10 protein-coding genes are annotated in these 13,202 nt (G+C 73.3%); 7 read left to right on the top strand and 3 right to left on the bottom strand.

Going from position 1 to position 13,202, the window contains the following annotated elements; genetic code table 11:
- Positions 1 to 1,904 (top strand): FxSxx-COOH system tetratricopeptide repeat protein (gene fxsT / locus FGW31_RS07185; protein ID WP_142192526.1); only part of this gene is annotated, 1,904 nt, incomplete at its 5' end.
- 130 nt (positions 1,905 to 2,034) lie between these two features.
- On the opposite strand, the gene FGW31_RS07180 is transcribed toward fxsT, so the two are convergent.
- Entirely contained in the window at positions 2,035 to 3,378 is a 1,344-nt protein-coding gene (locus tag FGW31_RS07180) for a cation:proton antiporter (protein ID WP_142192525.1), read from the bottom strand.
- A gap of 611 nt (positions 3,379 to 3,989) precedes the next feature.
- Here FGW31_RS07180 and FGW31_RS07175 point away from each other — a divergent pair.
- The 4 genes from FGW31_RS07175 to argF all read left to right on the top strand — a co-directional run bounded on the left by FGW31_RS07175 (position 3,990) and on the right by argF (position 8,407).
- A complete protein-coding gene (locus FGW31_RS07175; protein WP_142192524.1) occupies positions 3,990 to 4,211 on the top strand; it encodes a hypothetical protein in 222 nt (73 codons plus the stop codon).
- A gap of 89 nt (positions 4,212 to 4,300) precedes the next feature.
- Positions 4,301 to 6,022 carry an aKG-HExxH-type peptide beta-hydroxylase gene (locus FGW31_RS07170; protein ID WP_142192523.1) on the top strand — a complete coding sequence of 574 codons (1,722 nt, stop codon included), beginning with the start codon at positions 4,301 to 4,303 and terminating at the stop codon, positions 6,020 to 6,022.
- Between the two features lie 66 nt (positions 6,023 to 6,088).
- Positions 6,089 to 7,312 carry an arginine deiminase gene (locus FGW31_RS07165; protein ID WP_142192522.1) on the top strand — a complete coding sequence of 408 codons (1,224 nt, stop codon included), beginning with the start codon at positions 6,089 to 6,091 and terminating at the stop codon, positions 7,310 to 7,312.
- An 87-nt stretch (positions 7,313 to 7,399) separates the two neighbouring features.
- Positions 7,400 to 8,407 carry an ornithine carbamoyltransferase gene (gene argF, locus FGW31_RS07160; protein ID WP_142192521.1) on the top strand — a complete coding sequence of 336 codons (1,008 nt, stop codon included), beginning with the start codon at positions 7,400 to 7,402 and terminating at the stop codon, positions 8,405 to 8,407.
- 28 nt (positions 8,408 to 8,435) lie between these two features.
- Here argF and FGW31_RS07155 read toward each other — a convergent pair whose 3' ends face one another.
- The gene (locus FGW31_RS07155; protein WP_142192520.1) at positions 8,436 to 8,879 is read right to left on the bottom strand and encodes an ATP-binding protein; all 444 of its coding nucleotides are present in this window, start codon (positions 8,877 to 8,879) and stop codon (positions 8,436 to 8,438) included.
- 346 nt (positions 8,880 to 9,225) lie between these two features.
- Here FGW31_RS07155 and FGW31_RS07150 point away from each other — a divergent pair, with 346 nt between their 5' ends.
- Together FGW31_RS07150 and FGW31_RS07145 are read left to right on the top strand one after the other, a co-directional pair.
- Positions 9,226 to 10,053 carry an enoyl-CoA hydratase family protein gene (locus FGW31_RS07150; protein ID WP_142192519.1) on the top strand — a complete coding sequence of 276 codons (828 nt, stop codon included), beginning with the start codon at positions 9,226 to 9,228 and terminating at the stop codon, positions 10,051 to 10,053.
- Between the two features lie 3 nt (positions 10,054 to 10,056).
- Positions 10,057 to 12,492, top strand: coding sequence for a bifunctional salicylyl-CoA 5-hydroxylase/oxidoreductase (locus FGW31_RS07145; RefSeq protein ID WP_142192518.1), 2,436 nt, complete (start codon positions 10,057 to 10,059; stop codon positions 12,490 to 12,492).
- On the opposite strand, the gene FGW31_RS07140 is transcribed toward FGW31_RS07145, so the two are convergent.
- Positions 12,480 to 13,202: sulfotransferase family protein (locus FGW31_RS07140; protein WP_142192517.1), on the bottom strand; the 723-nt coding region annotated here is incomplete at its 5' end. The two genes, FGW31_RS07145 and FGW31_RS07140, sit on opposite strands and share 13 nt — an antisense overlap.

The raw sequence follows: 13,202 nt of genomic DNA, 5'->3' as shown, positions 1-13,202 counted from the left end.
CCCCCCTGCCGCTGGCCGTCGAGCAGGCGGGTGCCTGGCGCGCCGTCACCGGCATGCTCGTCGACGAGTACCTCGACCTGCTCGCCCAGCGCAGTCCCGAGATCCTCGAACTCGACCCGGCGCCCGACTACCCGGTCTCCGTCGCCGCCGCCTGGGACATCTCGCTGGAGCGCATCAAGGCCAACAACCCGGGCGCCCGCCAACTCCTCGACATCTGCGCCAGCATGGCCCCGGAGCCGATCCCGCGGTCCATGCTCCGCGGCAGCCGCGGGGTCAACGTGACGCCCGAGGTCGACCCGCTGCTGCGGGAGTCGATCAAGCTCAACCGCGCGGTCCGCGACCTCAGCCAGTTCTCCCTGATCAAGGTGGACCCGCGGTCCGACACCCTCCAGATGCACCGTCTGCTGCAGACCGTGCTCCTGGCCAAGCTGGGCCAAGAGGAGCGGGAGCGGATGCGGGACGCCGCCCACCAGCTGCTGTCGGCCGCCAAGCCCGGGCCGTACGGATCGTCGCTGGAGTGGCGCGCCTACCAGGCCCTGCTGCCGCACATCCTCACCTCGCAGGCGGTGACCAGCACCGACACCTATGTGCGGGAACTGGTCTTCGACACCGTCTGGTTCCTCTACTACTGGGGCGACCACTCCGGCGCCGCGAACTTCGCCCGGCAGGCCTGGAGCGCCTGGCTCGCCGCCTCCGGCGAGGAGGACTTCCACGTCATCCGCATGACGAAGAGCCTGGGCTTCCTGCTGCGGCAGAACGGACAGGTGCCCGAGTCGATCCCGCTCACCGAGCAGGCCCTGGAGGTCACGCGCCGGATCGAGGCGGACACCGAGGACCTGATCGACTCGCTGTGCGAGATGGCCGACGCCCGCGGCTACCAGGGCCGCTTCGACGAGGCGCGCAAGCTGACCGAGGAGGCCACCGAACTGGCCCGGTCGCTGTTCGGCCCCGACGACCCGATGACGCTGCGCGCCACCCACGCGTGGGGCGTCGACCTGCGACTGTGCGGCCGGTTCCGCGAGGCGTTGCCGCTGGACCAGGAGAACGCCCGGCAGCGGGAGCTGCTGTTCGGCCCGACGAGCTTCTTCACCCTCAACACCCTCAACGGCCTCTCCATCGACATGCGGGAGAGCGGCGACTACAAGGGCGCGCGCGACTTCCAGGAGGACGTCCACCGCCGGGCCCGTACGGCGTTCGGCGAGGAGCACCCGCTCACCCTGCGCATCGCCCGCAACCTCGCGGTCTGCCGGCGCCGTGACGGTGCGCTCGCGGAGGCCGCCAAGCTGTCCGACGAGACGCTGAAGCGCTTCGTCGCCCGGTACGGGCCCGACCACTTCGACTCGCTGTCGACGGCCGCCAACCTCTCCGTCGACCTGCGTCTCGCCGGTGACCTGGAGGGCTCCCGCGAGCTGGCGGAGACGACCGTGCCGCGGTTCGAGCAGCGCCTGGGCGTCAACCACGCCTACACGCTGCTGACGAAGGCCAACCTCGCCGCCACCTGGCGTGCGCTGGGCGCGCACGACACGGCGCGGGAGCTGGAGGACGACGCGGCGCGCCGACTGGTCGAGTCGGTGGGCGAGCGCCACGTCACCACGCTGACCGTGGCCATCGGGCAGGCCAACACGGCCTACGGGCAGCTGGACTTCGACCGGGCGTACGAGATCGACTCGGCGAATCTGCCGCTGCTGGCGGAGATCGCGGGCGAGGACCACCCGCTCACCCTGTCCGTCACCGCGAACCTCGCCCTCGACCTGCGGGGCCTGGGCCGCGGCGCCGAGGCGGAGGAGCTGCAGCGCAAGGCCGTGGAGGGCTTCACCCGGGTGGTCCGTCCCGACCACCACTGGCTGGCGGCGGCCCTGCAGCGGGCCCGTATCGAGTGCGACATGGCCCCGATGCCGCTGTGACCCGTACCGATCCTTGCCGCCCCCGGCCGCCGGTCTCCGGCACCGGGGGCGGTCCCGTCACGGGAGCGCCCGGTGGGTGGCTTCTGCGCGCGGTGGGCGCGTCGCCGCGGACACTCCCCGAGAGGACGCCCTAAGGGGCAGCCGTGTTGGTCGGGTTGGCCGAGTTGCCGGAGGGGCGCGGCTGCGGTTCGGCGGGCGGCGCGGTGTCCGGGGCGCGGGGGCCGTGGAGGGTCCTGCGCAGCTCGGTGCGCCTGGCCGCGAGGTCCACCAGCAGCAACAGCGGCTGGGTGAGGAGCGTGGTGGTCAGCGCCATCAGCACCAGCACCGTGTAGAGCGGGCCGCTCAACAGGCCCGCCTGGAGTCCCGCGTTGAGCGCGATGAGTTCCGTGAGGCCGCGGGCGCTCAGCAGCACCCCGACGGTGCGCGCGTCGTCCCGGTCGAGACCGCCCAGCCGGGCCGCCAGGGTGCCGCTGCCGATCTTCGTGGTGACGGCCAGTACCGTCACCACGGCGAACGCGGCCCAGCCCGTGCCGCTCATGCTGTTCAGGGCGACGGCCTGCCCGGAGACGACGAAGAAGAACGGCAGCAGCAGCGAACTGACGTCGTGCAGCGGCCGCAGCAGGTCCGGATCGAGCGTGCCGTCCTTCTCCCGCGGGCACACCACCCCGGCGAGCAGCGCCCCGCAGATCGCGTGCAGCCCGAGGAACTGCGTCACCGACGCCGATCCGAAGGCGAAGCCGATGAGCAGCGCCAGCCGCAGCACGGGCTCCATCTGGGTGCGCCACAGCAGCCGGCGCAGCAGCGGCCGGGCCGCCACCAGCATCAGCGTGATGAAGGCCGCGGCGATCAGCGCCCGCCATCCCCAGTGCAGGGTCTGTCCTTCGCCGCTCTCCAGCAGCGTGCCGGCCAGTATCGTCCAGCCGATCACGTCCAGCAGGCCGGCCGCGGACACCGCCATCACTCCGGGCACGGTGCTGGCCAGGCCGTTCTCCCGCACTATGGCCGTCAGGACCGGTACCGCGGTGATGGACAGGGCGATGCCGGCGAACACCACGGTGCCGGGGGAGAGGTCCGGCATGTCGAGCGCCCGCAACTGCTCCCGGAAGAGCAGCGCGCATCCGCTGCCCACGGCCATCGGCACGAAGAACGCCGTCAGCGCCACGCCCACCGCCGTACGCGCCCGGGCGCCCAGGATCGCCAGATCCAGCTCGTAGCCCACCGCGAAAAGGAACACCACCAGCGCGAACTGGGCCAGGCCCTGGAGCGCCGTCGCGATCTGTTCGGGGAACAGCAGGGCGTACGCGTCCGGGGCGAGGGTGCCCAGCAGGGAGGGGCCGAGCGCTATGCCCGCCGCGAGCTGGCCGACGATGTACGGCTGCTTCAGCCGCCGGGCCGCCCAGCCGGCCGCGTGGCCGGCCGCCAGGACGAGAGCCGAGGCGAACAGGAAATGTGTCACCACCGCGTCAGGGCGCACAGGGTCCCCCTGTTGTCCGGTTGTCGAGGCCGCGGGAGGCGGCCGTGGGCAGGTCGTCGCACGGGTGCTCGACCCCAACTTTCTCAGGGTACGGGCAACTTGACGGGGTGACAGGTGCCGTACTCGCGCGTCACTGGAGTCGCTGGAAGCACAGGGCGGCAGCCGTCCTCATGCGCGGAGCAGGGGTGCGCGAGCCCGGCTTGTGGAAGCTCATGGGGCGCGCACGGGCGTCGCCCGGATGCGGAAGAACTGTTTCCGGCCGCGCGGAAGCGTCTCGCGGCCCTCGGGGAGGCGAGCCGTACTCCTCCGTACCCATGGATCCGCGTCCGGAATCCCGAGTGCTCCGAGACGCCCGGCCCGGGTGGGCCCGCCGCCGGTTCGGACAGATGTCGCAGGCCACCCCACCGGTCCCGCCCGACATGCGCCGGGCCGGGTGCGCGCGCGGTGGTCGGCCGCGGCCGGTGGCGCGGAGACCACGACAAGGCGGACGAGACCCCCCGAACGATCGGGTGGCGTGATCGTACGGTTTTCGACCCGGCCAGGAATGGCCATGATGGAAATGGACATGGCCACGGGGCATCGCGTGCCACCGTGCGAGAAGGGGGAGCATCTTGGACCAGTCGCCCGCTCTGCGCCACGCCGCCGGCCGTGAGCCGGCCGCCGGTGCGGGTACCGACGTCTGGGAGTCGGATCTGGCCGATCTCGCGGGCCTGCCGCTGACCGCGGTGGACGAGCTCGCGCCGCTCCGCCCGGCCGTTCGCGTACTCGAAGAGGTCCTGCGCGCACGCGGTGGCATCAGAGGCGGGAACGAGGGCACCGCCCGGGCCGAGTGACCGTCCCCTGCCCTGGCGGCGGGGGCCGGGACGAGCCCCTACGGGCCGCCGGTTTCTGTCCGCACCCGTGACCGGAGGACCCGCGCCCCATGACCAGCGAGCCGCGCACCACCCCGTTCCGCATGCCCGAGCACCTCTTCGCGGAACTGGCCGCCGGCGGCGGCTCCGCGCAGGCCGTCGCCTTCCTCGAACAGGGCGAGCGGGCCCGCCGGTTGCTGCTGCTGCGCACCCTGCTGGACCGGCTCGCCGCCGTGCCCACTGCGCTCACCCCGGCCGCCGAGGCCTGGCACGTGGTCAAGGAGGCGGCGCGGCGCGCGCCCGCCCCGGTCGAGCGGCTGCTGCTCGCGCCGACGACCGGCGCCTGGATCGCGCACCTGCTGCGGCGGGTGCACGGCACCGCCACCGGCCCTCACCTGTGGGCGGAGGCGGGCCGGCTGAACGCGTTGGCGGTCGCCGCCGCGCTGCACGCCGGCACCGAAACGGTTCTGCGCGTGCCGCTGCACGACGGCGCGCTGTCCCTGCCGGGCCTGGGCCTGGCCCGGCTCCCGGGAGCGGCTGCCGGGGTGACGGCCGGGACCGCGCACACCCGCGCCGGTGAACTGACCCTCACCGGACCGGCACATGACCGCGGGACCGCCCGCCTGACCTGCCGCCCCGCCACCGCGCCGGTGGGCGCCGCACCGTCCGCCGCCGACGCCGTCTGGCTGCCGCTGCGCACCCTCACCCACACCACCCCCTCCGGCCCCGTCGCGATACCCCTGGAGGACCTCGACCCGTACCGCGACCTCGACGACCCGCTGCCGCCCGCGCGGCTGGACGACGACGAGGCCGCGGCCTGGCAGCGGCAGTTCGACGCGGCCGTCGCGATCCTGACGACCGGTGACGGACCGGGGCCCGGGCGGCTCGACCCGGCGATGATCCGCTCCGTCGTGCCCTGGGCGCGGACCAGCCTGCTGCCCCCGCCGCCGCCCGAGGTGCGGGTGTCGGCGTCCAGCGGCGACGCGTACGGCGCGATGGTCATCGCCCGTCCCGCCTCGCCGCTCGCCCTGGCCGAGGCGCTGGTGCACGAGTTCCAGCACAGCAAGCTCGCCGCGCTGATCCACCTCTTCCCGCTGCTCGACGACGACCGCGCCGAGCGCTACTACGCGCCGTGGCGCCCCGACCCGCGCCACCTCACCGGCCTGCTGCACGGCGCCTACGCCTTCACCGGCGTCGCCGGCTTCTGGCGGGACCGGCTGTCGGACCCGGAGCACGCCGGGACGGCCGCCTACCACTTCGCCCTGCGCCGCACGCAGAGCAGGCTCGTGGTGCGCACCCTGCTCACCAGCGGCCGGCTCACCGCGCCCGGGCGGGCCCTGGTCGGCGGCCTCGCCCGCACGCTGGACGGCTGGCTGCGCGAACCCGTCGCCCCGTCCGCCCTGGCCCGGGCCCGCACGGCGGCGGCCCTGCACCGCACCGAGTGGCGGCTGCGCAACGTCGTCCCGCCGTCCGGCGCCCCGGCAGGGCACTTGGTGCCACCCGGCCCCGGTGCGGACACCGTGCCCCTCCGCCCCGACCGCACCCCCTGGCCCGACCGGCGCACCCACGCCTTCGCCGTGCGCCCCGCCGACCCCCGTACGCCGGACGAACACCTCGCCGCGGGCGATCCGGCGGCCGCGCTCGCCGGGTACGCCGAGGGCCTGGCCCGCGAGCCCGGGGAGCCGCATCTGCTCGCCGGGTGGATCGTCGCGCGGGCCGCGCTGGAGCCCGGACCCGCCGGACGGCGGCTGCTGGCCCGTCCCGAACGGGTGGCGTCGCCGGCCGCCGGGTGAGCGGAAGGGCCTTTCCGAATCCTGCGGACAGGGGTGAAGACGGGCCCGGGTGGTCAGGATGGAGGCATGACCTACCACGTCGACTCCGAGGCCGGACGGCTGCGCCGCGTCATCCTGCACCGGCCCGATCTCGAGCTCAAAAGGCTCACCCCCAGCAACAAGGACGCCCTGCTCTTCGACGACCTGCTCTGGGTGCGCCGGGCGCGCGCCGAGCACGACGGGTTCGCGGACGTGCTGCGCGACCGGGGCGTCACCGTCCACCTCTTCGGTGACCTGCTCGCCGAGACGCTGGAGATCCCGGCGGCACGCGGCCTCGTCCTGGACCGCGTCTTCGACGAGAAGGAGTACGGCCCGCTGGCCACCGACCACCTGCGGGCCGCGTTCGAGACGCTCCCGGCGGCCGGGCTGGCCGAGGTGCTGGTCGGCGGGATGACCAAGCGGGAGTTCCTGGAGGCCCACCCGGAGCCGACCTCCGTGCGCTTCCACGCGATGGAACTCGACGACTTCCTGCTCGGCCCGCTGCCCAACCACCTGTTCACCCGCGACACCTCCGCCTGGATCTACGACGGCGTCGCCATCAACGCGATGCGCTGGCCGGCCCGGCAGCGCGAGACCGTGCACTTCGAGGCGATCTACCGGCACCACCCGCTGTTCCGTGACGCGTCGTTCCGCGTCTGGTCCGAGGGGCAGGCCGACTATCCGTCCACCATCGAGGGCGGGGACGTCCTGGTCATCGGCAACGGGGCGGTGCTGATCGGGATGAGCGAGCGGACCACCCCGCAGGCCGTGGAGATGCTCGCGCACAAGCTGTTCGCGGCCGGTTCGGCCCAGAGCATCGTGGCCCTGGACATGCCGAAGAGACGTGCGTTCATGCACCTCGACACGGTGATGACGATGGTCGACGGCGACACCTTCACCCAGTACGCCGGACTCGGCATGCTCCGCTCGTACACCATCGAACCGGGCGCGGGGGACAAGGAGCTGAAGGTCACCGACCATCCGCCGGAGCACATGCACCGTGCGATCGCCGCCGCGCTCGGACTGAGCGAGATCCGTGTGCTGACCGCCACCCAGGACGTGCACGCGGCCGAACGCGAGCAGTGGGACGACGGCTGCAACGTCCTGGCCGTCGAACCGGGCGTGGTCGTCGCCTACGAGCGGAACTCCACCACCAACACGCATCTGCGCAAGCAGGGCATCGAAGTGATAGAGATCCCCGGCAGTGAGCTGGGCCGGGGCAGGGGAGGCCCGCGCTGCATGAGCTGTCCCGTCCAGCGGGATCCGGTGTAGGCCCGTACGGACACACCATTCTGTATAGAAATACATTTCGTCGTATAGACTTCCAAGGGTTCGTGTCCCCCATACCTGGAGCCCCTCATGGCGACTGTCCCGACCGCCCTCGCCGGCCGCCACTTCCTCAAGGAGCTGGACTTCACCGCGCAGGAGTTCCTCGGCCTGCTGGAGCTGGCCGCCGAACTGAAGGCCGCGAAGCGGGCCGGGACCGAGGTCCCCTACCTGAGGGGCAGGAACATCGCGCTGATCTTCGAGAAGACCTCGACGCGCACGCGCTGCGCGTTCGAGGTCGCGGCCGCCGACCAGGGCGCCTCGACGACGTACCTGGATCCGTCCGGCTCGCAGATGGGGCACAAGGAGTCGGTGAAGGACACCGCCCGGGTGCTGGGCCGGATGTACGACGGGATCGAGTACCGCGGCGACAGCCAGGCCAAGGTGGAGGAGCTCGCGGCGTACGCCGGTGTGCCGGTGTACAACGGGCTCACCGACGACTGGCACCCCACCCAGATGCTCGCCGACGTGCTCACCATGACCGAGCACAGCGCCAAGCCGCTCACGGACATCGCCTTCGCCTACCTCGGTGACGCCCGCTTCAACATGGGCAACTCCTACCTGGTGACGGCGGCCCTGCTGGGCATGGACGTCCGCGTCGTCGCCCCCAAGTCGTACTGGCCCGCCCAGGAGGTCGTCGAGCGCGCCCGGGAGCTCGCCGCCGTCAGCGGGGCCCGCATCACGCTCACCGAGGACGTCACCGAGGGGGTCGCGGGCGCCGACTTCGTCGCCACGGACGTCTGGGTGTCCATGGGCGAGCCGAAGGAGGTCTGGGACGAGCGGATCGCGGCCCTCGCGCCGTACGCGGTGACCATGGACGTCCTGCGCGCCACCGGCAACCCGGACGTGCGGTTCCTGCACTGCCTGCCCGCCTTCCACGACCTCGGCACCCGGGTCGGCCAGGACATCTTCGCCACCCACGGCCTCACCTCCCTGGAGGTGACCGACGAGGTGTTCGAGTCGGAGTACTCGGTCGTCTTCGACGAGGCGGAGAACCGCATGCACACCATCAAGGCGGTCCTGGTCGCCACGCTGGGCTGAGCCGGCGGCGCCGCGCCCGGCCCGCGGGTCAGGCCGGCCGCCGCTGCCCCGGCAGCCGGAACCACACCGCCTTGCCCGACTCGGTGGGGCGGTGGCCGCAGGACGAGCTGAGGGCGCGGATCAGCAGCAGCCCGCGCCCGTGCTCCTGCCACGGGTCGGGCGCCTCGAGGACCGGGCGGGTGAGGTCGCGCGGCGGCGCCGGGTCGGCGTCGTGCACCTCGACGTGGAAACCGGTCGGCAGCAGCCGCACCACCAGCTCGATCGGGCCGCTCCCCGAGGTGTGCTCCACGGCGTTGGCGACCAGCTCCGCCGTCAGCAGCTCCGCCGTGTCGCTGTCGGCGGAGTGCTCCCGCTCGGCCAGTGCCGTACGGACGAGCGCCCGCGCCACGGGCACCGCCGCGGTGGTGTGCGGCAGTGCGACGCGCCAGGAGGTGGAAGCGGCGGGAGGTTCGTGCACAACGGGTCCGTTCATGGAGCGGGTGCTCCTGCTTTCAGCCGTCAATGGTACGGCGCACCCGGAGCGCCCCGTCGGGCGGGCGGCCCCGGGCCCCGTGACCGGGCGCCGTCCGGGACCTTGCGCCCCGGCAACGGGCGGCTTACCCGGACGGACGGTCCGCCTCCCCCGCCCGGCCCCACCGTTACCGCCGTGTAGAGGATCCGTGACGGATGTGACGGTGCCGGAGCGGGAGCGGACGGCGGTGACGTCCACGGACGGCGCAATCGTATCGCGCACTCATGACGACAGTCACTGATCGGTGATAACTTCGAGGGGCAGAGCTCCGTGAGCAGCGCAGTGCCCGTCCGAGGAGGCCGCCCTCATGAGTCCCTTCACCGGCTCCGCCGCCCGCACCGACCGCTGGGAGCATCTGCGCGTCGATGTCGCCGACGGCGTCGCCACCGTCACCCTCGCCCGCCCCGAGAAACTCAACGCGCTCACCTTCGGCGCCTACGCCGACCTGCGCGACCTCCTCGCCGAGCTGTCCCGCGAGCGGGCCGTACGGGCCCTGGTGCTGGCCGGCGAGGGACGCGGCTTCTGCTCCGGCGGTGACGTCGACGAGATCATCGGCGCCACCCTGGCCATGGACACCGCGCAGCTGCTCGACTTCAACCGGATGACCGGGCAGGTCGTGCGGGCCCTGCGGGAGTGCCCGTTCCCGGTGGTCGCCGCGGTGCACGGGGTGGCGGCGGGCGCCGGCGCCGTCCTCGCGCTGGCCGCCGACTTCCGGGTCGCCGACCCCAGCGCCCGGTTCGCCTTCCTCTTCACCCGGGTCGGCCTGTCCGGCGGCGACATGGGCGCCGCCTACCTCCTGCCGAGGGTCGTCGGCCTCGGCCACGCCACGCGGCTGCTGATGCTCGGCGACACCGTGCGGGCGCCGGAGGCCGAGCGGATCGGACTGGTCAGCGCGCTCGCCGACGAGGGCGGCGCCGACGAGGCCGCCCGCGTGCTCGCCCGCCGCCTCGCCGACGGCCCGGCCCTGGCCCACGCCCAGACCAAGGCGCTGCTCACGGCCGAACTGGACATGCCGCTGGCGGCGGCGGTGGAACTGGACGCCTCGACCCAGGCCCTGCTGATGAACGGCGAGGACTACGCCGAGTTCCACGCCGCGTTCACCGAGAAGCGCCCCCCGAAGTGGCGAGGACGGTAGGAGATGAACCCGGCCGACGACACCGAGGCACCCGCGACGGCGCACCACCGTCCCGAAGGCGCGGCCACCGCGGGCCCGCGGCCGCCCGGCGGGACCGCCCGCCCGCTCCGCGTGGCGGTCATCGGCGGCGGCCCCGGCGGCCTCTACGCCGCCGCGCTGCTCAAACGCCTCGACCCCGCCCGCGAGATCACCGTCTGGGAGCGCAACGCCCCCGACGACACCTTCGGCTTCGGCGTGGTCCTCTCCGACGAGACCCTCGGCGGCATCGAGCACGCCGACCCCGTCGTGTACGCCGCGCTGCAACGGGACTTCGTGCGCTGGGACGAGATCGACATCGTGCACCGCGGGGTGCGCCAGACCTCCGGCGGCCACGGCTTCGCCGCCCTCGGCCGGCACCGGCTGCTGCGGATCCTCCAGGAGCGCTGCCGCGCCCTCGGCGTCGTACTGCACTTCGGCGTGCAGGCGCCCGACCCGGCCGTGCTGGCGCGCACCCACGACCTGGTGGTGGCCGCGGACGGCGTGCACAGCGGCACCCGCGAGGCGTTCGCCGAGGTGTTCCGGCCGCGGATCACCGTCCACCGCTGCCGCTACATCTGGCTGGCCGCCGACTTCGCCTTCGACGCCTTCCGCTTCGAGATCGTCCGGACCGAGCACGGCGTGATGCAACTGCACGGCTACCCGTACTCCCGCCCGTCGCCCGACCACCACCCCTCGACGAGGCCCTCCGGGCCGCAGGACCACGGCGCCTCCACCGTGATCGTCGAGATGCGCGAGGAGGTGTGGCGCGCCGCAGGCTTCGACGAGACGGAGGAGAGCGAGTCCGTCGAGCGCTGCGCGAAGATCTTCGCCGACGCGCTCGGCGGACGCCCGCTGAGGTCCAACAACTCGACGTGGACCACCTTCCGCACGGTGGTCAACGAGCGCTGGTCGCACGGCAACGTCGTACTCCTCGGCGACGCCGCCCACACCGCGCACTTCTCCATCGGCTCCGGCACCAAGCTCGCCGTCGAGGACGCCCTGGCCCTCGCCGCCTGCCTGGACGAACACGCCTCGCCGGCCGACGCGCTGGCCGCGTACGAGGCGGAACGGCGGCCGGTCGTGGCGTCCACCCAGCGCGCCGCCCGGGCCAGCCTGGAGTGGTTCGAGAACCTGTCCATGTACCTCGGCCAGTCGCCCCGCCAGTTCGCCTTCAACCTGCTCACCCGCAGCCGCCGGGTCACCCACGACAACCTGCGGCTGCGCGACCCGCGCTTCACCGGGGCCGTGGAGCGCGCCTTCGGCTGCCCGCCCGGTACGCCCCCGATGTTCACGCCGTTCCGGCTGCGCGAGGTGACCCTGCGCAACCGGGTCGTGGTGTCCCCGATGGACATGTACTCGGCGGTCGACGGCGTCCCCGGCGACTTCCACCTCGTCCACCTCGGCGCCCGCGCGCTGGGCGGCGCCGGACTGGTGATGACGGAGATGGTCTGCGTCAGCCCGGAGGGCCGCATCACGCCCGGCTGCGCCGGCCTGTACACCGGCCGGCAGGCCGAGGCGTGGCGGCGGATCACCGACTTCGTGCACCGGCAGGCCCCCGGCACCGCGATCGGCGTGCAGCTCGGCCACAGCGGGCGCAAGGGCTCGACCAAGCTGATGTGGGAGGGCATGGACGAGCCGCTGGACGACGGCAACTGGCCGCTGGTGGCGGCCTCGCCGCTGCCGTACAAGCCGGGCAGCCAGGTGCCCCGGGAGATGTCCCGGGCGCAGCTCACCGACATGCGGGAGCAGTTCGCCGCCGCGGCGCTGCGGGCCGCGCGCGCCGGGTTCGACCTGCTGGAACTGCACTGCGCCCACGGCTATCTGCTTTCCGGCTTCCTTTCCCCGCTGACCAACCACCGCACCGACGCCTACGGGGGCTCACTGGAGGGCCGGCTCCGCTTCCCGCTGGAGGTGTTCGACGCCGTACGCGCGGTGTGGCCGCAGGAACGGCCGATGACCGTCCGCATCTCCGCGACCGACTGGGCCGAGGGCGGCACGAGCGCCGAGGAGTCCGTGGCGATCGCCCGGGCCTTCGCGGCGCACGGCGCCGACGCCGTCGACGTGTCCGCCGGGCAGGTCGTGGCCGGCGAGCGGCCGGAGTACGGGCGGTCGTACCAGACGCCGTTCGCGGACCGCATCCGGCACGAGGCGGGCGTCCCGGTGATCGCCGTCGGCGCGATCTCCTCGTGGGACGACGTGAACTCGCTGATCCTGGCCGGACGCACCGACCTGTGCGCCCTGGCCCGCCCGCACCTGTACGACCCGCACTGGACGCTGCACGCGGCGGCCGAGCAGGGCTACGAGGGGCCCGGCGTCGTGTGGCCTGCCCCGTACCGGGCGGGCAGCCGCCGCCCGGTGACCGGACGCACCGACGCCCCCCGTCCCCGGCTCGCACTGCACGGCACGGGTCAGGACGTGTAGCCCCAGGCCGCGCACATCGGACGCAGCGCCTCGGGGATCTCGTCCTCCTCGGGCAGCGCCCGGCCCGGCTGCACGGTGCCGGTGCGGATGTTGTCGCGCCAGTCGCCGAGACCGCGGACCAGCTCGCGGCTGCTCTTCCGGCCGTAGGTGAGCATGGACGGCGCGTAGTCGACACCGAGGAACGCGCACAGCCGGCGCATCTCCCGCTCGGGGTCGGCGGTGATGTCCTCGTAGCGGACGGTGAAGCCGTCGGGGTCGGCCGTACGGGCCTCCTCGACGGCCGTCATGTAGCGCAGCACGTCGGTGACGGCCTTGTCGTACGGCCGCTTGTCGGGGTCGCTCTCGTGCCAGGAGCGGGCGACGGACTCCGGGTGGCGCAGCAGGAAGACGAAGCGCGCGTCGGGCCAGCAGTCCTTGAGCCGCCGGTACATGTAGGCGTTGGCCGGGGTCTTCTCGACGATGAAGTCCTTGCCGGACCTGACCAGCTCGCGGTGCATGACGCGGTCCCACAGCAGGTGCTCCAGGTCGCCGCGGGCCAGGCCGAGGGTGCTCATGGCGCGCTCGGAGTGCCAGTTGTCGCAGAGCACGTCGATCCGGCCGAGGTGCAGCTCGTGCAGGGTGTGCAGCCGGGGGTGGGCGCCCAGCATCATGCGCAGCAGCGTGGAGCCTGAACGGATGGACGAGATGATGAAGACCGGTTGCCGCAGCAA

The organism is Streptomyces calvus, from assembly GCF_006782915.1.
Lineage (GTDB): Bacteria > Actinomycetota > Actinomycetes > Streptomycetales > Streptomycetaceae > Streptomyces > Streptomyces calvus.
Note: the sequence above shows the minus strand (reverse complement) of the source record. Positions and strands in the feature narration are given on the sequence as shown.

Coding starts and splice junctions, on each gene's coding strand:
- FGW31_RS07170 (WP_142192523.1), top strand. CDS start 4,301: ATGACCAGCGAGCCGCGCACCACCCCGTTCCGCATGCCCGAGCACCTC.
- FGW31_RS07165 (WP_142192522.1), top strand. CDS start 6,089: ATGACCTACCACGTCGACTCCGAGGCCGGACGGCTGCGCCGCGTCATC.
- argF (WP_142192521.1), top strand. CDS start 7,400: ATGGCGACTGTCCCGACCGCCCTCGCCGGCCGCCACTTCCTCAAGGAG.
- FGW31_RS07155 (WP_142192520.1), bottom strand. CDS start 8,879: ATGAACGGACCCGTTGTGCACGAACCTCCCGCCGCTTCCACCTCCTGG.
- FGW31_RS07150 (WP_142192519.1), top strand. CDS start 9,226: ATGAGTCCCTTCACCGGCTCCGCCGCCCGCACCGACCGCTGGGAGCAT.
- FGW31_RS07145 (WP_142192518.1), top strand. CDS start 10,057: ATGAACCCGGCCGACGACACCGAGGCACCCGCGACGGCGCACCACCGT.